The 23978-nt window shown below is 41.3% G+C and carries 18 protein-coding genes; 5 read left to right on the top strand and 13 right to left on the bottom strand.

Annotation, left to right across the window (positions count from 1 at the left end; all coding sequences use genetic code 11):
- Positions 1-280 precede the first annotated feature (280 nt).
- The 10 genes from LH29_RS15215 to LH29_RS15170 form a co-directional block, all read right to left on the bottom strand.
- Entirely contained in the window at positions 281-1153 is an 873-nt protein-coding gene (locus tag LH29_RS15215) for a hypothetical protein (protein WP_045031359.1), read from the bottom strand.
- A 227-nt stretch (positions 1154-1380) separates the two neighbouring features.
- Entirely contained in the window at positions 1381-3507 is a 2127-nt protein-coding gene (locus LH29_RS15210) for a peptidylprolyl isomerase (RefSeq protein ID WP_045031358.1), read from the bottom strand.
- A 164-nt stretch (positions 3508-3671) separates the two neighbouring features.
- Positions 3672-4937, bottom strand: a complete 1266-nt coding sequence (locus LH29_RS15205; RefSeq protein WP_045031356.1) for a hemolysin family protein — start codon at positions 4935-4937, stop codon at positions 3672-3674.
- Between the two features lie 6 nt (positions 4938-4943).
- Positions 4944-5597: an LPS export ABC transporter periplasmic protein LptC gene (lptC, locus tag LH29_RS15200; protein WP_232302852.1), complete on the bottom strand. Its 654-nt coding sequence runs from the start codon at positions 5595-5597 to the stop codon at positions 4944-4946.
- 19 nt (positions 5598-5616) lie between these two features.
- Entirely contained in the window at positions 5617-7260 is a 1644-nt protein-coding gene (locus tag LH29_RS15195; RefSeq protein WP_157493722.1) for a tetratricopeptide repeat protein, read from the bottom strand.
- A 35-nt stretch (positions 7261-7295) separates the two neighbouring features.
- Positions 7296-8576 (bottom strand): hypothetical protein, encoded by a 1281-nt coding sequence (locus tag LH29_RS15190; RefSeq protein WP_157493721.1) that lies wholly within the window; start codon positions 8574-8576, stop codon positions 7296-7298.
- On the bottom strand, positions 8560-9294 hold the full coding sequence (locus tag LH29_RS15185; RefSeq protein WP_045031348.1) for a type III pantothenate kinase: 735 nt from the start codon (positions 9292-9294) through the stop codon (positions 8560-8562). Before LH29_RS15185 ends, LH29_RS15190 begins: the two co-directional genes overlap by 17 nt.
- Entirely contained in the window at positions 9294-10139 is an 846-nt protein-coding gene (gene nadC, locus LH29_RS15180) for a carboxylating nicotinate-nucleotide diphosphorylase (RefSeq protein WP_045031346.1), read from the bottom strand. The genes LH29_RS15185 and nadC overlap by 1 nt, the downstream gene beginning before the upstream one ends.
- A 4-nt stretch (positions 10140-10143) precedes the next feature.
- Positions 10144-11715: an L-aspartate oxidase gene (nadB, locus tag LH29_RS15175; RefSeq protein WP_045031344.1), complete on the bottom strand. Its 1572-nt coding sequence runs from the start codon at positions 11713-11715 to the stop codon at positions 10144-10146.
- Between the two features lie 152 nt (positions 11716-11867).
- Complete coding sequence (locus LH29_RS15170) at positions 11868-12206, bottom strand: cupin domain-containing protein (RefSeq protein WP_045031342.1); 339 nt, start codon at positions 12204-12206, stop codon at positions 11868-11870.
- A gap of 226 nt (positions 12207-12432) precedes the next feature.
- Here LH29_RS15170 and LH29_RS15165 point away from each other — a divergent pair, with 226 nt between their 5' ends.
- From LH29_RS15165 to LH29_RS15145, 5 genes are all read left to right on the top strand, one after another.
- Positions 12433-13611 carry an efflux RND transporter periplasmic adaptor subunit gene (locus tag LH29_RS15165; RefSeq protein WP_045031341.1) on the top strand — a complete coding sequence of 393 codons (1179 nt, stop codon included), beginning with the start codon at positions 12433-12435 and terminating at the stop codon, positions 13609-13611.
- Between the two features lie 17 nt (positions 13612-13628).
- Entirely contained in the window at positions 13629-16838 is a 3210-nt protein-coding gene (locus tag LH29_RS15160; RefSeq protein ID WP_045031340.1) for an efflux RND transporter permease subunit, read from the top strand.
- Positions 16813-18120, top strand: coding sequence for a TolC family protein (locus LH29_RS15155; RefSeq protein WP_232302851.1), 1308 nt, complete (start codon positions 16813-16815; stop codon positions 18118-18120). Before LH29_RS15160 ends, LH29_RS15155 begins: the two co-directional genes overlap by 26 nt.
- Before the next feature lie 221 nt (positions 18121-18341).
- The gene (locus LH29_RS23920) at positions 18342-21116 is read left to right on the top strand and encodes a sensor histidine kinase (RefSeq protein ID WP_198152472.1); all 2775 of its coding nucleotides are present in this window, start codon (positions 18342-18344) and stop codon (positions 21114-21116) included.
- On the top strand, positions 21116-21865 hold the full coding sequence (locus tag LH29_RS15145; RefSeq protein ID WP_045031334.1) for a LytR/AlgR family response regulator transcription factor: 750 nt from the start codon (positions 21116-21118) through the stop codon (positions 21863-21865). The genes LH29_RS23920 and LH29_RS15145 overlap by 1 nt, the downstream gene beginning before the upstream one ends.
- 11 nt (positions 21866-21876) lie before the next feature.
- On the opposite strand, the gene yiaK is transcribed toward LH29_RS15145, so the two are convergent.
- Genes yiaK through LH29_RS15130 form a run of 3 tightly spaced genes read right to left on the bottom strand, consistent with a single transcriptional unit; the run spans position 21877 to position 23914 of the window.
- Positions 21877-22884, bottom strand: coding sequence for a 3-dehydro-L-gulonate 2-dehydrogenase (gene yiaK, locus LH29_RS15140; protein ID WP_198152471.1), 1008 nt, complete (start codon positions 22882-22884; stop codon positions 21877-21879).
- Positions 22885-23208 carry a MazG nucleotide pyrophosphohydrolase domain-containing protein gene (locus tag LH29_RS15135; protein WP_045031332.1) on the bottom strand — a complete coding sequence of 108 codons (324 nt, stop codon included), beginning with the start codon at positions 23206-23208 and terminating at the stop codon, positions 22885-22887.
- 4 nt (positions 23209-23212) lie between these two features.
- Complete coding sequence (locus tag LH29_RS15130; RefSeq protein WP_045031330.1) at positions 23213-23914, bottom strand: SDR family oxidoreductase; 702 nt, start codon at positions 23912-23914, stop codon at positions 23213-23215.
- Positions 23915-23978 lie beyond the last annotated feature (64 nt).

Below are 23978 nucleotides of genomic sequence, written 5' to 3'. Positions count from 1 at the left end.
TCGACCGCTGTCGAGTTAAAAATAAACTTTCAAAATCCTTCTCCATCGCTGTGGAAACGAAAAAATATTTTCAAAACACAGCTCTACAGCCGTGGAGAATTAATTCTGCATCCCGAACAGCCCACCACAATTTAAACAGGGAAAAATTCGATTCGCCATTTACTTCCCCAATCATTATCGGCGTATCATGCAAAAAACCGGGGCTGTATTTATATCATTTATACAGCCCCGGTCTCTTACTTTCAGCCTGGATTGGGAAAAATCTTCAGATACTATCTTATTATGGCAGATTAACCGCTACACTTTCTCCGAATACGGTAACACTGACCAAATTATTACAGTCGTCACCCGTATCCGTTGCAGGCCGGTAGTCAATTTCACAACTCAGGTCGTAATCCTCGAGGCCAATGTACAGCACTCCTTCTTTAATCCAACGGCAACAATTACTAATCAGCAGTGGTGATGTTGTAGACATGGTGTAAGCATATCCGTCGGAGCTCGTTCCACTGTGGGTTCCTGTTATTTGGAAATTATCATCGCAAAAATCGGAAGTTTCACCACTTGTTACCATATGTGTATCGTAGCCACTTATCCATTCGCGCTGTGTCTGTTGCTCGAAATAAAACCTTTCACCATTAGGTGAAGTAATTACTCCATCGCTTACGGTACAGGTATATACCGGGTGTTCGCTGGCATTTGGGCCACTGTAGGCAATGGTTTGCACGCCTTCTACTTTATAGTCGTCGTGATAAAAATCGTCGAAGGTGATTTCCCATTCAGCTCCGCTAACTCCCGGAAAATTATCGGCAGTAATAATCAATTTCCCTCTCCGCTCGTGGTTATCTAATCCCAAAATATTTTCAGGGCCATAATCCACAGTTATGGTTTTTGGCCAGGTGGTAAGATCGAGTGGCTCAATAGAAATTTGCGGATAATTTTCGTTTGTAGTTGTTGCGCTTTTCAGCATACCCTCCGATTGAAAACCGGCACTGGTTCCTTCTTCCTGGGTGGAAGTATAAATACTGTAAGCAGTTGCAGCTTCCATTACCAAAACAGTGGCTTCATCGGATGTGATGGTTCTCTTATCAACTTCTTTACAGGCAGTGATTAACAGAATCAACAAGCCCAAAACGACCAATAGTGTATTTCTCATAGCATTGAATTATAAAGGTTTATCGTCAAACTTAACGTTTTTTCCTAAAAAATAGTATAGAATGTGCTTTCTTCTTTTTATTTCATGAAAACATATCTGCACAAATCCAGGTACCTGTTGAGAGGTACAATCAGGGGTAGTCTATAAATTCTGGTGTAGACTTGCGACTAAGAAAAAAGCCGCTCCTAATAAAGGAACGGCTTTAACTATCGTTGTGCGTTATTCTACTAATAGAACTTCGCTCTTTTGTCTTCTATTTCTACCGAGTTACGGAATACATTAAATACTTCCGAACCAACACGGTAAGTGTTTGTTTGCGCCAAACGCATTTTCTCGGCTGCTACATCAACACCGGCACCTTCGCTAACCGAAGTAGGCATTACAACATAAACACCGTTGTTTCCTGCAATTGGTTCCGATACTTTGTCAACATCAAGTGCTGCAACTGTTCCGATTACTGCAGGCTCCAGACCAATTCCGGGAACCGAGAACGAGTTAAAGTTAATTGCATTTGCAGTCTGAACTTCAGTATCAAGAGCTGTAGCGGCAGCGGCTAAATCTGCATTGCCGTTTAAAGCAGCTTCTGCTTTCTCAACCAACAATTCAGCTTTTTTCTCCTTTGTTACTGCTAACTCAACACGTGCTTTTACGTCTTCGAAAGGAGCAATTCCTTTTTCAGTTTTGCTTGCTAAAATGGCAATTACAAAATTGTCGCCCAGTTCGAAGATGCGTGAATCCTGGTTGTTAGTCAAAATATCATTAACCTCAGCTTCGTAGGCAGCTCTAATTAACGGACGGGCATCTTCCAAACCAACAATTGTACGCTGATTTTCGCTAACATTTGCTACCCTTTTTGTAAGGCCTTGCTCAGTTACTGCAGTGTTAAATGCTTCGGCAGTTGGGTTTTCACCTACAAACTGGCTTGCTTTAGAATATACATTCTGGTAAGTTCTTGTACTTGGCTCAACATTGCGGGTAAGGTATGCCACCTGCACCTGACGTGTAAGTTTTCCACGTTTGGTAGTTTGTACCAGGTGAATTCCGAATTGTGTTGCAACCATTGTAACACTATCAGTTGTATTGTTAAAAGCGGCATTTTCGAAAGGTTTCACCATTTGACCACGCTGGAACCAACCTAAATCGCCACCGTTGATTGCAGAACCCTGATCATCTGAATTGGTACGTGCCAGTTCGGCAAAATCAGCACCATTTTCAATCATTGTTTTCAGGCTGTCGGCCAATTGCTGTGCAAGAATAGCTTCGGCCTGATTGGTTACCTGCAATAAGATATGACGCGCCTCAACCGAGTCGGGCATCATTTCCGATTTGTATAATTTTACCAAAGTAAATGATTCACCTTCTTTGTAAGGACCGTAAACTGATCCAACCTCAGCACCTTCGTCGAAAATCCAGTTACCAACGGCTTCCGGAAGGTCGTCTTTTTTATCCCAGGCATCGTTAAAGCTAATGTCCGAGTTGGTGTCAACAAACTGAATGGTATTCTCAGTTTCTTCAAAATCAGCTTTAATATCTGTGATCCACTCTTCAGCGTCAGCAAAATCTTTTTCCGATGGTTCAACCGGATATGCAATGTATTCAACTCTTCTGCTGGCTTCTGCTTCGTAATCTTCTTTATGTGCGTTGTAATAATCTTTCAGATCTGTTTCCGTTACGGTAACATCCTCGTCGGCAACACTACTGTGTGGTAAAGCAATGTAATCGAAATTAACCAATTTGTTTCCGGCGGTTGCACTGGCCTCAGCCTGCTCGCCTGTAACGTACATACCTTTTGCCACCATATAAGTGTATTTGCTTTGTGTACGTTCTTCAACAATTTGTTGCTCGATGTTTAACCATGATGCACGGTCTTCAGGCGATATTAAGCCTGTTTCCATGTTTTTCAGGAAACGAACTACCGAATTACGATCGAACTGACCGGTTTGCGGGTTGCTGAATATCTGACGAACAATTTGGTGTGGATTTGCTCCCTGAAGCATATCGAATAACTCTTCTGAGCTAACTTCAATACCAAGATCTTCGTAGGCTTCACCCATAACAATCTCGGCAATTTTACGTTGCCAGGCCTGTTCACGCACTTGTGCCCAGGTATTATCATCTAACTGATTTTGCCCATAGTTTTGTTTGAATATCTCCCCAAGTTCTTCTACCTCTTGCTGAAATTCAGGATATTGAATTGATTCACCATCAATTACTCCAACTTCTAATCGGTTTCTCTGAAACATCGACGAACCTCCTTGCAATAAATCGCCAAGGATGAACGCTGCCAATGATAAACCGATTACAATTGCTACTAACAATCCTGCTTTCGTTCTAATGTTTTGTAACGTTGCCATTGATTTACAGTTATTTTTTGTCTAAAATCGTTTGAATTTTTCGAGCTACGAAGATAATAATTTTAACTGTTTTACCTCCAATATCGAATATTTTTTACCAATGCCCGAAACAAGCTTGGAATTAGCAGACTACCAGCATTTTACCACCCTAAGTTTTTACAAGATTAATCGTTAAGAAGTTTGAGTTTCACCAATTCGATTTTAGTATTGGTTGCCTTTAGGATTTTAAACTGAAATTTTTCGATTTTTATAACCGAGTTCACTTTTGGTATACTTTCGTAGTTGTAAAGTATAAAACCGGCAAGTGTTTCAAACTCTTCGTTTTCGGGAAGTTCGAGGAAATACTTTTCATTCAGCATATCGATTTCGGCCCGTGCTGAGAAGATGAATTCGTTATCGCCTATTTTCTTTTCAATAATACCTTTAACGTCGTGTTCGTCTTCAATTTCGCCAAATATTTCTTCCAGAATATCTTCGCTGGTTACCATTCCGGCTGTTCCGCCAAATTCGTCAACAACAATGGCTATACTGCGATGCTCCTGAATAAAGGTGCTCAGCAATTTATTTGCAGGCATGGTTTCGGGCACAATCAATACATTTTTGATGAATGGATCGATGGTTTGCGGGTTCTTAAACATCATTGAAGAGTGCACATAACCAATTATATTATCGATACTTTCGCTGTAAATCAGAATCCTGGAATAACCCGTTTCAACAAATTTTTGTCGTAAATCGCTTATTGCTGCACCTGTTTCCATCATTGCTATTTCGGTGCGCGGAATCATGACCTCACGCAGCTTTATTTTCGAGAAATCGAGTGCATTCTTAAACAGTTTGATCTCGGTTTCAACAAGTTCCTTATGTTCTGCACTTGTCCGGTCGTTCTCATTTATAAACTCATCAAGATCAATCCTGCGAAACACCTTGTTTTTATCTTCGTTGCCGGGTTCGGTTTTAAAAACATTTCGCAGTAAAAAGTTGGTAATGCCCATCGAAAAACGTGTTACCGGGAAAAAGATCACATAAAAAAAGGCAAGCGGCAAAGCAAAAACGTTTAACAACGAATTAGGGAAAATGCGAAATAAGGTTTTTGGTAAAAATTCGGCAAACAATAAAATTACAAATGTTGAGATGATGGTTTGCAGCAATAAAACCACTGATTCGGATTGAATTGAGTTGAGCAAAACCGGCTCTAAAACAGTAGCAAAAGCAATACCGTAAACCACAAGCGCAATGTTGTTGCCAACCAACATGGTAGCAATATACTGACCACCATTATGGGTTAAAAACCTTAGTAATTTTGAGCTAAACGGATCGGATTGTTTATCGAGCTCGAGGCGCAGTTTATTCGCTGACACAAAAGCAATCTCCATTCCTGAAAAAAAGGCTGAGAGAATGATCGTTATCAGAATCAGCAAATACGGGTTCATAAATAGCTAGTTAAAGTTTACAGCTTTTTTGGGTGGTGTTTTCGAAATTACCGGATCGTTTATTTCCGCTTTAGGCTTTTCAATTTTGTTTTCTGTTTGGTCGGGCTGGTTTTTATTATCTACCGCAACATAAATAACACCTTTCGGATTTGTAATTTTCCAGTTTAACATATTCTGGTCCGATGTTAACCCTGTTCCGGTAATAATTTTGTCGGCACTAATAATCTTCACATATTCCTCGGTAAAGATTGTTTCGTGTTTTTCGTCCCAAATAAGGTGTTCGGTTTTTAGCGAGTCTCCTTTTTCATTGGTAACTACCACATTATTTTTGGCTTCCCACTTTTCTTCCTTAATAAATTCCTTGGCATAATCTGCCTTAATACTGGAAGTTATTTTATAGTTCTCGTCGTATTCAATAAGCAATAAACCTTCGGGGAATTCGTGAAACATCTGGCCATCGTTTTCGAAGCGAAGTAATTTTGGGGCTTTAAGCGAAAAGCGAACTGTACCAGAGTCGGTATTGAGTGTTTCGAAATTTGTAGCCTCTAAAACCGGCAAATTTTCGGGGGAGCTAAAAGCTTTTATCTTATCAATGTCGTTTTTCTTACAAGCAAAGAAAAGTATTGCAGTTCCCAACACGGGAACTGCAATACGAGACAATTTTATTAGTTGCAATATGTTAGAAGCGAACTTTTGTGTTTTCATTAATCCAACCTCCTACGTGATATGTAGAACCTTCCTGTAGTCCTTCCATAAATGCTTCTTCTTTGTTAGGGAAATAAGCTTTGTATTTTCTAAGGTTTTCTGCTGCATCGATTGCACAGTCTTCGCCGCGACGTGCTTTTGCGAAGTAGTCGCATGCTACCCAGAATACTGCTGATTTCTCCATGGCCGATCCGTCAAATTTTTGTGAAGCAGCAACATAGATGTTTGCAATCAGCAAGTTTGCATCACATAAATCAGGATCCAACTCAAGAGCTCTTCTGGCATCGTTACGTGCTCCAACATAGTTACCGTCTTTTGTAAAACGAACCAAACCGCGCTCGTAATGGTAAGTAGCTTTCAATTTATCATCAGTTTCCTGGTCAATAGCCATTTGGTAGTATTCACGTGCTTTTTCAACATCGTCCTTTTTCAGGAAACGACGAGCCATGTTAAATGCTGCTTCGGCCGAAGGATCAAGTTCGTACAAACGTTCGGTAGCTAAACCAAAAAGTTCAGTTTCAGTACATCCGGCTCTACCCAAACGACGTAACATTGATTTGATAAAATCAGCATCGCTTGAATTATCGTGGTACTGAGGTTCGTAAATGCTAATTAAAGCTTCGCAATCAGCAGCACCTGATTTTCCGAAAATATTTTCGATATAAGGAATAACTGTTTCCTGAGTGAGTTTTACTTTATCTGCATCTTCGTTAGCTTCAACAATTTTATTTGCAATTGCAGTCGACTCTTCGTAATTTTTAACTACCTGCTCTTTTGGAAGTTCACCCAACTTGAACAATGCAACAGTTGTTTGCATGTACAACAGAAGTACAGGTGGTTCAGTTTGGTTGCCTTGCAGCTCAACCGATTCTGACAACCACTCGTAACCCGACTTATGAATTGCTTTTAAAGCGTCACCTTCAGGTGCTTTATCTCTGTTCTGGTCTAATTTGTATTTTAACCATGATGTACCTTTACGTCCTAGCACATAACCACGCTCGCCAAAGTACTTCATTCGTTTGTCGTACAATTTCATGTACAAATCAATGTACTTATCGCGTTCAGCATCAGTTTTGGCAGTTTCAATCTGGTGTTCGTAAATCTTAGAACCGTGAATATACAGGTTCATGGTAGATTTAGGATACTTGTTATACAGCTTTTGCCAGTGTGGAATAGCTGACTTATAGTCTTTTTGTTTGAAGAATTCACCATACAAACTAAGCTCGTTTAAGAAATCTCTATCCTGAGCTTTCATCAGTTCTTCCAAAGTGCTTAGGTTTACTTCTCCGGTTTCTTCTTTTTCGCCATCGCCAGAAGGAAGACTTCCGCTAAATGCAAAATCAAACACATCGCCTGATTTGCCTTCGATGTCTAATTTTTTTGATTCATCGATAAATGTAAACCTGATGTATTTTGATTTTTCATCAGCTTCAACTTCGTATTTACCATCAAAACTGGTCATCATTTCTCCACCCTTATGGGCTTCAACAGTAATACCAGCAGCCGGTTCTCCGTCGATGTAAACAGTTCCTTTAACAACTCTTTGCGCCTGTGCACCTGTAATACCGACCATTACAACCGCCGCGATTAAAAGAGATATGCGTAAAATAGCTTTCATAATGAGTTTTATTTGTTTTTTCTTTTTTTTGAATTCTAGTCAATTTTTCGTTGCATAAACCATAAGTCGTGTAAGCTTACACTCACATTCACTTTTGCATATTTTTCGAGTACCAAATTATATTCTTTTGTTCCTCTTTGCCCGAACTCGGCACTTAGATTAAGTGTTGAGTTAGAGCGATACAGTGGTAATCCAACACCAAAACTTATGCCAAAGTCATTTATGTGCTGTCCGGCGAAGGTATGGTAAGTTTGTTCGTATTTCAAACCGGCGCGATATGCAACACGGTTAATAAAACTTCTGATCGAAAACTTATCCGGAATCCACTCAGCCCCAATCGCAAATTTATTTAAATCTGTCAAGAAATTGCTTTTACCTCCTAAAAATTCGGCGTTGGCCCATCCTTCGTGGTAATAATCCACATTTATTTCATACACATTTTCTTTGGCCAACGATAGTCCACCGCCTATCATCATTGGGAAAGTCAACTTTCCCTCCTCTTCTTCGCGATAGTTCAAGGTATCCTGGTCCAGGGCACCTCCGTACGACAGGTTTTTCTGAATAATATCGGATACAAAGTCGGTATATTCAGGTGAATTGGCGAACACCAATCCAAATGTTAAACTTTTATCATTTTTCAATGGCAGGGTTGCCTGTGCTCCTAAATCCAAACCAAAATCGCGTATACGAACTGTTGAATACCGTTGTACATTATAAAATGTTGGATCGGCAAAAGTTACTTCCGTATTTCGGTTTAATTGCCCGAAACGGTAATTCAGGTTTGCACCAAACGACACGTTTTTAATGGGTTCGATAGCAATTCCCCAGCGGGCATTCGAAATGGTTCCCGCTCCGTAGTATGTGTTGTAAACGTTTCCAACATTTTCAATGTCCGCGGTAGATGTTACGTAATAACCTACGTCAGAATAGGGTGTTAAACTTAAGCTTGTTGCCGCCCAGTCGGTTATCCGGAAGCTCATGGCAAAATACTTGAAGTTTATATCATTCGTCTTCATACTTGTGCTTTCGGTTTGGTTATTGGCAAATTTGCCTTCCAAACCAAACTCAAAAATAAAGTTGAGCGAATCAAGCGATGTGTAACTGGCGGGGTTGGCCGCATTTATCTGCATTTTGTATCTGCTTGCAAGGCTTGCTCCTCCCATTGCCGACGAACGTCCTAGCGAATAGGGTTGCAAATCACCAAGACCATAACGCGAATACGGCGATGTGGTGTTATTATTAAACTGTGCAAACAATACAGCCGGGACAAACAGTAACCCGGCGATCAAAAAACTTACTCTATTTAGTCTCCCCATTATGTTGTAAAATGCGGTTTAAACCAATGCTGGTTAAATTAAAGTGTACAAAGAAAGAATTTTTTAATTTGTTATCAAAAAATTCGGCATCGCCCCCGGTCATAATAACTTTTAAATTATTATAATTTTCCTTAAATGAGGTAATTGCATGGTCTACTTCGAATACCATACCGTGTTGTACTCCGGCTCTAATTGCCTGCTCGGTTGTTTTTCCAATTAGTTGTTTAATAACTCCCTTTTCTACTTTAGGAAGTTTTCCAGTAAACTGGTTTAATGCCTTAAAGCGCATCTCCAAACCAGGTGAAATATTTCCGCCCAGGTATTTACCTTCGGCGGTTAACAAATCGTAGGTAATTGCTGTTCCGGCATCAATAACCAAAACATTTGTTTTGGGATACAGCTCGAAAGCTCCTACAATCGCCGCAATGCGGTCTTTTCCCAATGTCTCGTTCGACTCGTAACAGTTTTCAACAGGCAAGGGCGTTGTGGCGTTCAGCTCAATAAACGGATCGAACTGCCCGGTCAGCGCAACTTTCAATTCATCGGGATAATCTTTTACCGACGACAGAATTGCACTATCCAGCCCCTCGTATTCTTGTTTTAATGTACTGATCAAAGCAGTAGAAAAGGTATCAACCGATACCGTTTTTACCACCTCGTTTTCAGTACAAACCGAATATTTTGTTCGCGTATTGCCTATATCTATTACAAGATTCATTAGTCAATTATACGCTGACTGATGTCGAGTGCTTTTACCGAATGAGTTAATGCACCAATCGAAATATAATCAACTCCGGTATGCGCCACTTTGCGAATACGTTTGATGGTCATATTTCCCGACGCTTCAATTTTTGCACGACGATCGATAATATCAACACACTCTTTCATCATCGACGAGCGCATATTATCGAGCATGATAATATCAACATCGGCAGCCAGGGCTTCTTTTACCTGGTCGATGGTTGTGGTTTCCACCTCGATCTTGATACTTTTTGGAATTTTCTTACGAATGGCTTCAACAGCTTTGGTAATGCTTCCGGCCACCTGAATGTGGTTGTCTTTAATCATTACCATATCGTACAATCCAAAACGGTGGTTCGAAGCGCCTCCCATCCTAACCGCATACTTATCGAGGTAACGGTATCCGGGTAAAGTTTTTCGGGTATCCAGAATCTCAACTTTCGTACCTTCAATTTCTTTCATACAAAGGTTGGCATAACTGGCAATACCTGATAAACGCTGTAAAAAGTTCAGGGCTTTTCTTTCGCCGCTTAACAAAGCACGGTAGTTTCCTTTAAACTCGGCAATTACATCGCCCGGTACCACGTGGGATCCGTCGGGAATAAATACATTCCATACCAGATCTTTGTCGAATTTTCTGAAAACCATTTCTGCCACCTCTAAACCGGCAACAACACCCTCTTCTTTAGCAACAAATTGTGCCGTTTTTATAACATTGTTATCAATCAGGTTATTTGTAGTTATGTCTCCGTCGCCAATATCTTCGGCATACGCCATGTCGAACAGAACTTCGGCCGATTTTAATGTTTTCTCATCCATCATAGCTTTACTTTCTTATGGGTTCAAACTCAATGTTTTTGTTTTTTTGTTGAATAATATGTGTTTTAAAATCAGGATTCTCCTTCTGAAAATCTTCCCGGATATGCCCGCCGCGGCTCTCTTCGCGAATCAGTGCCGATTGCGCAATGAGTTTGCTGATGAGCGACATGTTCCTGATTTTAATTAAATTATATTCGTGTTGATCGATGTCGAATTCTGAAACAATTTCAGAAAGACGGCTGAGTGCAGCTTCCAGGTCTTCCCGGTTTCTGACAATCCCCAGCTTTTTCGACATAATTTGCGCCAATTCATTCTGGTACTTCAGAAATAGCTGCTCATTACTGGCATCCAGCGTTACCGGCTCGGGCTTTTCGAGCAAATACTCCGGGGCCACCAGTTTTGCTGCTTTTTCGCTGGCACGTTTCCCGAAAACCAAACATTCGAGCAGGGAATTACTGGCCAAGCGATTGGCTCCCATCACTCCGGTTGATGCCGCCTCGCCGCAAACAAAAAGTCCCGAGATATTTGTTTCGGCATCAAGATTGGTACGGATTCCGCCAACCATATAGTGAGCCGCCGGAGCAATTGGCAAATTATCTTCGGTTAAATCGAAACCAAATTCCCGTAAATGCCTGTCGATATTCTTAAAGCGGTTCCTGATCTTTTCCTTATCCAAATGTTTTAACGACAAAAAGATATGCTCCTCATCCGATTTTTGAATCTGCCGGAAAATACTGTAGGCAACCACATCGCGTGGTGCCAGTTCGGCCAGCGGATGAATATCTTTCATAAAACGCTCGCCCTTCGAATTCAGCAACCACGCGCCTTCGCCACGAACTGCTTCGCTAATCAGGTACGCTTCTTTTCCCGGCAGGTATAAAGCCGACGGGTGAAACTGAACAAATTCGAGGTCGGCCAGTCGCGCTCCGGCATCGTAAGCCAGTGCAATTCCATCGCCGGTTGCTGTGTGCGGATTTGTTGACCGGGCAAAAACCCGCGACATACCTCCCGTTGCAACAATTACGGCTTTGGTTTTGAATATGATATTTTCGTTGGTTTTAAAATCGTAAGCCTGAAGCCCGACAATCGCATTGTTGTGCTTCAGCAGTTTTACGGCCACTACATACTCAAAAGCCTCTACATTCTTTTTTTGCTGAATAAGATGCAGTTTAAACAACGTCAATTCTTTTCCGGTGGCATCGCCGCCTGCATGTAAAATGCGTCGTTTGGTATGTCCGCCTTCAAGCCCCAGTACAAATTCGCCGTTTTTCTTATCGAACTGCATACCCAAATCGATGAGTTCCTGAACACGTTCGCGACCTTCGTTCACCAAAACCTCTACCGCATCGTGGTCGCAAATACCACGTCCGGCAACCAATGTGTCGTGTGCATGTTGTTCAGGCGAATCTTCTTCAGCAATGGCTGCTGCAATTCCTCCCTGCGCATAATACGAATTACTGACATCAAGCTGCGACTTGGTAACTATCGCAACGCGTCCGTATTTTGAAGAGTGATAAGCAGCCGACAAACCTGCCAGCCCACTTCCTATTACAATCGTATCAAATTCAAGTATTTGCATCTGTTTTCTATGCTTCCAGCAAACAAGCCTGCAAAGTTAGCATTTCTTTTAAGCAAATACCTATATTTTATCACTTAGGTTTTTCATTACGGCAAAGGCAATCCCTCGCCTCAAAAAATGATACTTGATTTCCAAAAAATCTTAGAATTTCCTCACCTTTCTTTTTCATCCGGCAAATAATCGGGACGAATTGGGGTAAAAACCTCCAAAACCTTGGCATCTTCCAACACTTCAACCTGGTGCTCAATAGTTGAGGGGATACACCAACTGTCGCCGGGCTCGGCAATTACCCACTCATTGTCGATACGAAAATTCAACCTCCCGGAAAGAAGGTAACCGGTTTGTTCGTACGGATGGCTGTGCGGCGGCAATTCACTCCCCTTTTGTAATTCAAATTCACACATAATCGATTGCTCTTCAAAAGCCAGTGGCCTCATTTTTACACCGGGCAATAAGCTTTTATACGATCGGAAATTGCTCTTGGTAAACATCTTATATACTTTTGTGTTTTTGCTAATCTAAAATAGTTATTATTCAATTAAACCAAGCATTAATAAAAAGGTCTTTTAGGTACTTGTATTGAGACGGTAGAGGTTAAATATAGGCGATTAATGTGTCGTTTTTACAAAATAAAATTTGTTACATTAAAAAATTAATGATTTTTGTGCTCGCCATTAAACCTATGTTGAGTATAAATTCAAATAAAATAAAATAGCCATGAGTTGGAGAAAGACTACGTTCATTGTTGTTGCCCTTATTGTTTTGTTAGGAGGAGCAGCAGCATTATCAAAACTGTTCGTTTCAATGAAACCGGAGCAACCCAAAAGGCCCGATGTTGAGATGAAACGATCGGTAAAAGTGGAAACAGTTAACTATTCAGAAATTACTTCGCCACTTTCGCTTCCGGGAGGCCGCGCCGTATCGGGCAGCGAAGTATTACTGGTTGCCGAAGCATCAGGAAAAATCGAACCGGGCGCCGTTGTTCTTCGTAAAGGCACATCCTTTAAAAAAGGGCAGTTGCTTGCCGAAATTTACAAAGATGAGGTAGAGTTGGCTTTAAAAGCGCGCAAAGCAAAATTTTTAACAACAATGACATCGTTGTTGCCCGACATGAAAGTAGATTTTCCGGATCAGCTAAATGCCTACGAAACATTTTTCAGAGCCATTGATCTGGATGGCGAACTACCTGAAATGCCGGTGGTAAAAGATGAAAAACTTAAAGTGTTTTTAGCCAGCCAGGGCGTACTAACCGAATATTACGGTATAAAACAGGATGAGAAAAAATTGAAACGCCATACGCTTTATGCGCCTTTCGACGGAACATTCACCCAGGTAAATTACGAAACCGGATCGTATGTAAACACCGGCGGACAAATTGCACGAATGATTCGTACCGACCATGTGGAAATTGAAGTGCCTGTTCCGAACGAAGACAGCGAGTGGATAAAAATTGGCGACAAAGTGTTTATTCATTCCAATCTCGATGATTCACAAATTACCGGCAAGGTGGTGCGAAAATCAAATTTTGTTGAAGCAGAAACACAATCACTTAGCGTTTTTGTTCAGGTGGGTCAAGCCGACTCTGACAAGGTTCTTCCGGGACAGATTTACGAAGTAACTTTCCCCGGACAAAAAATTGCCGATGTCATGGAAATCCCACGCGGTGCAGTTTTTAATTCAAGTACTGTTTATGTTGTCATCGATGGCGAACTGAAAAAACGTGAAATAAACGTGATAAAACGCAACGAAACAACACTGATTTTTGATGGTTTGCCGACAGGAAGCAAAGTGGTTTCGGAACCACTTATCAATGTAAAAGAAAATACTCCGGTTAATATTCTGGGCGAAGAAGGCAACAACAAGCCAAAACACGGAAACCAGGCTAAACCTCAATAGAGAAAGGAGACAGATCAATGAAGAAGATAGTTGAACTATTTGTAAAATTTCCGTTTTACGCCAACCTGATCCTGCTTTTCCTTATCGTGGTGGGTAGCATAAGTTTTCTTTCGATGAAGAAATCTTTCTTCCCCGAGCGCGAATCGCATATGATCACCGTTCGTGTAGCCTATCCGGGTGCATCGCCGGTTGAAATGGAAGAAGGGGTTACCTCGCGCGTTGAGGAAGCAGTCCGCGCAATTCCCGGCATATACGAAATCAATTCGGTATCGGCAGAAAACAGTGCCAGCATACGAATTGAAATTCAGCCCGGATACGATATTGACGAAGCTCTTATTGAAGTAAAAAATGCCGTTGACGGAATTTCGGCACTGCCAACAGCTGCCGAACGCCCTATTGTGGCCAAAACACGGACTACCTCGCCGGGAGCACGTTTGCTGGTTACCGGCGACGTTGATTTAATGACCCTAAAATCGTATGCCCAACAGGTGGAAGAAGATTTCCTGGGATCGGGAATTATGAGCCAGGTTACCATCTCAGGTTTCCCAAGCCTCGAAATTTCGGTTGAAGCAGAGGAGGAAGACTTACTGCGCTACGGGCTAACTTTCAACGATTTACAAAATGCAATTACCAATAACAACCGCGACGTTTCGGGCGGACAACTAAGATCGAAAGATGAAGAGTTGTTGATTCGTTTGCGCTCGCGGAGTGCTGATCCGAATAAAATTGGCAACATTATTTTACGTGCCAATCCCGATGGAAGCGTGCTTCGGATTAACGATATTGCCACGGTAAAAATGAAATTCTCGGATGTGCCCAACAAAGCACTGGAGAAAGGAAATCCGCTGATCAACATCAACGTAATGAAGCTGATTACGGAAGATCTTGACGAGATTGACCAATATATCCGGGAATATGTGGAAGAATTTAATGCTGAAACACATGGTGTTAAATTGATCTACTCGCGTTCGTATCTCGAATTATTAAAATCGCGTCTCGACCTGCTTTACAGCAATGGTGGAATGGGATTAATTCTGGTCGTTCTTATTCTTGGAATCATGCTTAGCACCCGCCTTTCATTGTGGGTTGCCTGGGGAATTCCGGCGTCGTTCCTTGGAATGTTTATCGTGGCCAATTTAATGGGAGTTACCATTAACATGATGTCACTTTTTGGAATGATTCTGGTTATTGGTATCCTGGTTGACGATGGAATTGTAATCGGGGAAAACATCTTCCAGCATTTCGAACGGGGCAAAAGCCCGATGCGGGCCGCCGTTGACGGAACAGTGGAAGTTATTCCAGCTGTAACTTCATCGGTATTAACTACGGTTATGGCTTTCTCGCCGCTAATTTTTATTACCGGCCGTATGGAAATGATGTATGAAATGGCAGTAATTGTAATTGCCAGTTTGCTCATTTCGTTAATTGAAGCCTTCCTCGTTCTTCCGGCTCACCTCGGAAACGAAAAAGTGTTAAACCGAAAAACATTACACCGAAAAGCAAAAGGCTTACGAAAATATACCGAAGGCTTTTTTACCTGGTTGCGCGATTATGCCTACGACCGGGTTATAAAACTGGTTCTGGAATGGCGTTACATTGTTTTAGGTATTCCGGTGGCAATGATTGTAATTACATTGGGGTTAATTGGCGGACAGCTGATTAAAACAACGTTTTTCCCGCGAATGGAATTCGACTCGTTTAACATTAACATTGCTTTTACCCCAGGTTCCGGCGAACGCCAAACCATGGAATACCTGGAGCGTTTCGACAGCATTGTTTGGGTGGTAAACGAAGAAATGATGGCCGAATACAACGACACGCTGCCAATTATCGAAAACAGCATTATCAATCTGGGATCGGCATTTAGCCGCGATGAAAGTGGCGCACACTGCGGAAATATTGATGTATCGCCACGAAACTCGGAAGAAACAGGAATCAGTTCTTATGAAATTATCCGCCGGCTGAATCAGAAAATTGGTAAAGTTCCCGAAGCAGAAAAATTTACCATTGGCGCCAGCAACCGTTTTGGAAACCCGGTTTCTATCGGTTTAATGTCGAGAAATACAGAAGAGCTGGAAGCTGCACGCGATTACCTTATGGACAGACTATTGTTATACCCGCAGTTAAAAGATGTGGTTAATTCAAATGCCTTGGGTAAACAGGAAATTCTTTTGCAGCTAAAACCTAAAGCGTACATGCTTGGCCTGAACGAAACATACATTGCCGGCCAGGTGCGCCAGGCATTTTACGGCGGACAGGCACAACGCCTGCAGGTTGGCCGCGATGAACTTCGTATTTGGGTGCGTTACCCGGCCGAAGGACGCGAGCGAATTGGTCAGCTGGAAAAAATGAAAGTTAAAACGCCACAAGGAGAATACCCATTAATGGAACTGGTTGATTACGATATGAAACGTGGTCCGGTAAACATTAATCGTTTTAACGGAAAACGCGAAATCAGGGTAAATGCCGACATGGTTGATCCGGATGCTTCGGTTACCGAAACTCTGGATCTGATTAAAGCAGAAGTAATACCCGAACTGGAAGTGCTTTACCCGGGAATTACGGTAATTTTCCAGGGTCAGCAACGCGAAAGTGAACGAAACATGAGCGACCTGGCTTTCCTTTTCCCTATGGCTTTCCTGGCTATTATCTTTATCCTGATGATCAGTTTCCGTTCGTTCGAGCAACCGATGATCATTATTATTATGATTCCGATATCGATACTGGGAGCTGTTTGGGGACACGGTATTCACGGCAAACCGCTTTCAATTTTAAGTTTGTGGGGAATCGTGGCACTTACCGGTGTAATTGTTAACGATGCGGTGGTACTGCTTGCCAAATACAACCTTCTTATCGAGGAAGGATTAAAAGTAAAAGATGCCATTGTTGAGGCCGGAAAATCACGGCTTCGTCCTATTATTTTAACTACGCTAACCACTGCTTTCGGACTGTATCCGCTTATTCTCGAAACCAGTTTCCAGGCGCAGTTCCTTATTCCAATGGCCATTTCGCTGGTGTATGGAGTAGCTTTCGGTACTATGTTCATTCTATTGTTTTTCCCGGCACTTATTTTGGTGCTGAACGATATCCGAAAATTTGTTCGCGAACAGTGGTACGGCAGAACATTTGAACGCGAGCACGTGGAAGTTGCATGGCAAAATGCACAACGCAAAATCGATAACAGCATTTATCACGAAGAAGATGAGGAGGAGGATACCAATGAATAAGATCATTACACTACTATTAATTATGGCTATGGGTTTGTTTGCACAGGCCCAGCAGCCACTTACACTTACCGATGCCATTAGCAAGGCTTTGGAGAATAACTACGACATTGTTATTGCCAAAGAAAACCAACGGATTGCCGGGATTGAAAACAACTGGGGAACAGCAGGCCGCTATCCATACATCAATCTGTCGCTGGGCGACAATAATTCGCTGCGGGTAGTTGATGGCGACAACACCACCACCATTGGCTTATCGGGCGGAGCTTCGGTAAACTGGACAATTTTTGATGGTTTTTCAGTGAATATTACCAAAACCCGCTTGGAAGAGCTGGAAAACCTGTCGAAAAACAATACGGCGGTTATGGTTGAAGGCACTATTCAATCGGTGATTCTTGCCTACTACGATGTTTTGTTACAGAAGGAAATTCTGGCAACTTATAACGAGGTAATGGCACTTTCGCAAGACCGGTATCAGAAAGCTGAGCAGCAAAGAGAATACGGATCGGCAGTTACTTACGATGTTTTACAGGCGCAAAATGCCTACCTGGCCGACCGGGCAGGATATCTGCTGCAGGAAGTGGCCTATAAAAACTCGAAAAGAAATCTGGCTTATTTAATGGCCGAAAAAGAAGCTGTTGACTACGAGTACACCGATAAATTTGAAGCAATAACCGAGGATTACGCACTGGCTGATTTAAGAGCGCAAATGATTGAAAACAATAAAAGCTTGCAAAACCAGTACATTAATCAGCGCCTGCTTAGCAATGCCATTGCTTCGGCAAAAAGTTCTTTTTCTCCATCCTTAGGATTTACAGGTGGAGTTACCGGATCACGCTCCGGAATCAAAATTGGAGATGCAGATATGGACTGGGCGAACTCGGCAAACTTTTACGGAAACTTTACGCTTAGCTGGAACTTATTTAGCGGAGGAAACCGTAAACGTGCATTACAAATTGCGGAGATCGACAGCGACATTTCTGAAATTCAGCTAAGCGACATGCAACATGATCTGGATAATAGTCTGGCCAATCTGTTCGAATTTTACCAGGTTCGCAAAGAGTTGCTGATGGTTGCCGACGAAAACCTGGCAGCAGCACAACTTAACCTGCAAATTTCGCGCGACAAGTTTGAAGCAGGTGCCATTAACTCGTTCAATTTCCGCGATGTACAGGAAATTTACCTGCGCGCTTCGCAAGGGAAACTGGAAGCGATATACAATTTTATCAACGCACAAACATCCCTGTTACGCTTAACCGGCGTAATTGTGCAGGAATACGAATAAATAAGATATAACAGGCGGACACTAGTTCGCCTGTTCTTTTTCCCTAAATCACACTACCCAGTTATTCAGAGATTGATTTTCAATAAGATTTTGTCCTTACAACGCAAAAAAGAGCGAAATACTCATTGAAACCTGCCATTTAATCATTCCCTTCCTTTTTGTAGTATGATTCGTCACACATTTGTCGTAAAAAAATCATGTTAAACATTAATTTTATTGCGATGAAGAAAATCAGCCTAATTCTAACTTTTACCTGCATTTGTTCCCAAATGCTTTTTTCAAACATCATCAGCGATGATGAGTCTCCCCAATTAAAAAAAGGGGATTGGTTTACGATTGAGTTCACCAATCGATTAGAAGATTATTCCACTCCGGTAGATTCGATCAATTATTGTGCTCCGATTGATTTAAAGAAACTTGCGTTAAAATGTGAGGTAGCCGAAATATCCAATAAGAATTTAAGATTAGACTTTCGGTTTGAAAGAGTATTTGATCTTTCTGAAGATGGAAGATACTACGACTCCTATTTTGAAAACGAAACGGTCGTTAAAAATGATGTGGATCTTCAGGATATCGTTTTTAAGGTGGAGGCTAATCTAAGAAACGATCCTATTCAGTTTTTAAATGCTGGCATATCAGATTCTGATGTATATAGTTATGCTACGTTTTCACGAATGGTAGATATTAAAGGGATGTCCATGTCATCCGCTACTTATGGCGAGGCAGTCGTTTTAAAATTTGTGAGATACTTGATAGAAGGTTATTTAAAAGACTGGCAAAAACAAGATTATAATATTCCTCTTCCGGCGAGTGGAGATATTGATGTGGCAGATTACAAAAAGTATCGCATATTAGAATCTAATCTTCCGGCTGAGCATAATTTTCAGGTGGTAATTAATGTTCCTGATAGTTTGATCGGGGAAGAAATGGAGATCTTTGAAACGACATTAATTTCCTTTCCTCAGGATATAAACAAAAAGATATTTAGCCAAAGAGCGAAGAAGGGGGAAAATTATTTAAGTCTTTATTTACCAGAACAAAGACTGTTAAAACTCAGGTTCGGAGCCCGGGAAATAAAGTTTATAGCAACTCCCAATGATAGTCTTCGCGTTAATTTTGATGCAGATAACGATGAACTTTACAATAGTTTAGTGTCTAATTTCCAGGGAGATCAGGAATATCTTTCGCACTTGATAAAAGAGCCCAAATATGATCGGCTCTATCCCAAAGGCATGGAAAAAATAAACTCGATGGATTCCGTTATACAATTTCTGAATGAGTACATGGAACAACTCATTACCACTTTGGATAGTTTTAAACATGAATTAAGTGCCAACTTCTACAAAAAGCAGTTAATGTCTATTTATTACTGGACTGCAGACGGGATCATCTATTGGTGTGAGAAAAGAGAAATGCCCTCCAATTATTCTGAAATTAACAAGATAGGAGCTTTTCAGAATATTCATCCATTGTATGATTATGTTTTTCTGCCTGTTACTTACGCGAAGTATGCAATGCCTGATAATTACACAAGGTATTTAACACATGTAACGTACAATAGTTTCAGGCCAGATTTTGAATCTGTATCTACAAATCAGTGGTTTACAAGAATTTATAATCATATAGATAATTATGATATTTATGACGTGATTTATTGGGGATATCCTAAATATCTTACACTTAAAAACATTGTATTGTCAGACCTGGAAAATAATGGTATAAAAAGCGCACAGGAGAATTACGATAAGTTTCTGGCGAACTGCAAATATCCACCTCTTTTGAATGAAATTAAAGAGTATTACAATGAAATCCAAAAAATTGAACCGGGTGCCTCTCTATTGGATTTCCCACTCAATTTCATAAAACACAAAAATTTTGATAGAGATAACGGAAAATACAAGGTTGTTCTTTTCCATGGCTATATGCACGAAGATGAAAAGGAGCAATTAGTTAAAAATATTTCGTTTGCGACAAAAAAGCTAAACCTGAAAAATGGACTTGAATTTATAGTCGTGTATAATGAAGAGAGGGATAAACGTTTTACAAATATAGAGTTTCCAAAGTCTGAACACTTTAAAACGACGTACATTGGAATTAGCTCATTCGAAAAGTATTGGGAAGACCGGAATACTTTTAGAGTATTTGCAGGAAGATTGATTGTTATTTCTCCCGATAACAAAATAGTAACCAGAAGTAGCAATGGCTGGGATATATATAATGTAATTCCCGAATATATTAAAGCCCAGAACCAACCCCAATCGCACGAAAACAGGAAAGCGATGATTTTAGGGGCGCTAATTGCGTTATTCGGGAGTGCGCTTATTGCCTGGACGATTATTAAAATAAACAACCGGCGTATAAAAAAGCGTGAGTCGGCGCGCCGAAAACTATCAGAGCTGGAACTAAAAGCTATCCGGTCGCAAATGAATCCGCATTTTATTTTTAATGCAATGGGATCGATCCAAAACCTGATGAACCATGGCAAAACTGAAAAGGCAAATCTTTACCTATCGAGCTTTGCCAAACTAATGCGAATGGTATTGAGCAGTTCCAACAAAAAGCTTGTCAGCCTTTCTGACGAGCTGAAACTGATACGACTTTACCTCGAACTCGAACAACTTCGTGTGAGTTTTAATTTTAAAATTGATGTAAAAGAAGATGTAGATCCTGAAACCGAAGAGATCCCCGGAATGCTGCTGCAGCCCTTTGTTGAAAATGCCGTGATACACGGCATCACTCCCAAAGGAGAGGGTATAATTGAGGTAGATATTTCGAAGTCAGAAACAGATCTGGTTTGCTCAATTTCCGACGATGGCGTGGGAATCGACCCGGCCAAAACAGGAAACGGAAACGGTCTGGCTATGAAATTTGCAGAAAAGAGGATTAATTTGCTGAGCGAACAATTAAAAACCCGGATGAAACTGAAAGTCGAAAACCGTAGTGTTTCGGAAGGCAAAAGTGGAACAAAAGTTACCCTTATAATTCCTGTTGAATAATGAAGATACGAGCCATTATAGTAGAAGACGAAAAAAGCAACCGTGAAAACCTTGCAAAAATTCTAGCTGAATACTGTAAGAATGTAGAACTGGTTGCGCTATGCAGCTCAGCCATAGAAGGTAGAAAGGCCATTGGCGAGTTACAACCCGATTTGGTTTTTTTGGATATTGAAATGCCCGGAGGCAACGGCTTCTCGATGCTGGAAAGTTTAGAACAAATTAATTTTGAAGTAATTTTTGTAACAGCATTCGACCATTATGGAATTAAAGCGGTAAAATTCTGCGCCCTCGATTATCTGCTTAAACCCATAGATTTGCTGGAACTTACACAGGCGGTTGACAAAGTGGAGAAACGCCTGGTTGAGAAAAGTGATAACCTTCGAATGAAAACAATGCTCAATAATCAGAAAAACAAGTTGAGCTCACCCAAAATAGCCATTCCGCTATCTGATAAAATTGAATTTGTTGAGGTTTCCTCGATTGTTCGCTGCGAAGGCGATGGTAATTACACCAACCTTTTCCTAAAAAGCGGAGTTAAAATAATTGCCTCCAAAACACTCAAAGAATTTGATGAATTGCTGAGCGATTACAATTTTCTGCGTGTTCACCAATCCCACCTTATTAACCTGAACGAAGTAAAGTCTTACATCAAAACCGACGGTGGTTACATAAAAATGAACGATGGCTCGTCGGTTAGTATCTCACGCCAAAGAAGAGAGATGGTGTTGGGTGTTTTGAAAGGTGTTTAGTAAAAGTAAACTTACATCTGCTGAATCATTTCCCAGGTTAATTTCTCCACCGGAATTCCGTGTTTTAAATTCTCGTTTCGGGTAGTGATAACCCGTTCTCCCGGATAGCGAATTTGTGCACCGTCAGTTATCGTTGATGAGGCTTTAAAATCATCAATTATCGCAGAGATCGTACTTTCAATGGAGGGATAGTTCTTTAGTTTCTTCAAGTCAATAGCTATAAAAACCTGCGAAACACCATGTTCTTTTTCTCTTTTGCTTAATTCACTGGTTGATAATCCCGCCGATAAAATGGTTGCCAATATATCTAGCAACAATGATAATCCGGCACCTTTCCAATAACCAATCGGCAATCCTCGCATCGTTTCAAGAATTTCATCCGGCCTGTTGGTTAGCTCATTGTTTTTATTGAAACCTCCGGCAAAAGGAAGTTCTTTTCCTTCTGTTTTTAGTGCTTCAATTTTTCCATATGAAAACTGTGTCATGGCGAAATCCAAAACAATGGCTTCGGTTCCAAAAGGAACGGCAAAAACCATGGGGTTATTCCCCAGTCGGCTTTCTTTTGCTCCCCATGCCGGCATATTTCTCTCGGTATTCGTCCATCCGATAAAGACATAACCTTTTCGGGCAGCCTGCCACCCGTAGGTACCGCCTCGCATCCAATGGTTGGTGTTGGCAATTGCTACGCATCCAATCCCATTATCCGAAGCCAGTTTCATTGCCTGCCTGGTGCAAAACTCTGCATTGAGAGGGCCGGGGCCGAGATTGCCGTTCCATTGTTCAATGGCTCCTACGCCACTATGTTTTTCGGGTTCAGCATCGGGTATTACAAATCCTTTTCGGACATAATCGACAAAACGGGAAAAACGATAAACGCCGTGCGAATAAATTCCTTCCAGACTGTTTGTGGCAAATATTTCGGCACAATTTTCAGCCCTTTCTTCAGAGAAATTGTTTTTAAGAAGGATGCGGGTAAACTCCGCTCGCATCTCAGCATATGGAATTCTTATTGTCTTCATTTATATAATTTCCCAAATACGCTTTTTATTCTTTTCCTCTTTGCTGCGAAAAGCCTCTTCCAGATCAATGCCCTTACGGTTGGCAATGGCACACAAATAAATAAAAATGTCTGCCAGCTCATCGGCAATTTCGGGGAAATTGGAATTTGAATCTACTAGCAATCCTTCCGATTTTCGAACGGCTTTAAATAGTTCGCCTACCTCTTCGCCCAACAACAGGCACTTATCGATGGTAGTTTGCGTGGAAAAGCCCCGCTCCTGTTCCAATCCGGTAACATAGTTTTGAAAATCGGCAAGTTGTGGTTGATCTTTTAATGTAGGCATGTTTTTAACTTATACTGTTTGGCGATTCTAAAATTACTTCTTGTACACAGGCTCCGGGAGAAAGCTGCAGCAACCATTCGATAGTTTTAAACAGGTCGTTGGGTTGAATCATCTCCTCACTTTCCAAAGGTGTTCCGGCATCAAAAGCCATTTCGGTGTTTACCCAGCCGGGGCACAAAGCCGTAACTTTTATTCCCAGCGGATTTAACTCGCGGTAAAGCGATTCGCTTAAACCAACCAATCCGAATTTCGAGGCACTGTAAGCTCCACTTCCGGCAAAACCAACTTTCCCCGCTCGCGATGCCACATTAAAAATGTAACCGGATTTTTGTGCTTTCATTACCGGAACAACTTCTTTCAACAGTGAAAACTGAGCTCTTAGATTGGTCTCCAGCATTTTCTCAAAGTCATCATCAGAAATATCCACTGTCCCATCATAATAAATTCCTGCATTATTTACCAAAATATCGATGCTTCCATTTTCCGAAACAATTTTTGCAATCGCTCCTTTTACGGCTGGCTTATCGGTAATATCGAGCTGCAATACTTTTGCAGTACTCTCAATCTCTTGCGCCACTTGCTCAAGGTTTTGTTTATTTCGGCCCACCAGAATGGTTTGGTAGCCCAGCTGCGCAAGTCCTGTGGCTACGGCTTTACCAATTCCTTTTCCTGCTCCTGTTACAACAGCAATTTTACTTCCACTCATATTTTTTAATTTGAAACCTAAAGATAGAAAGAGGAATTCTGAAAAAACAGCTATTTGAGATTTT

This window comes from Draconibacterium sediminis, from assembly GCF_000949475.1.
GTDB lineage: Bacteria > Bacteroidota > Bacteroidia > Bacteroidales > Prolixibacteraceae > Draconibacterium > Draconibacterium sediminis.
This window is presented reverse-complemented; position numbering and strand designations above follow the sequence as displayed.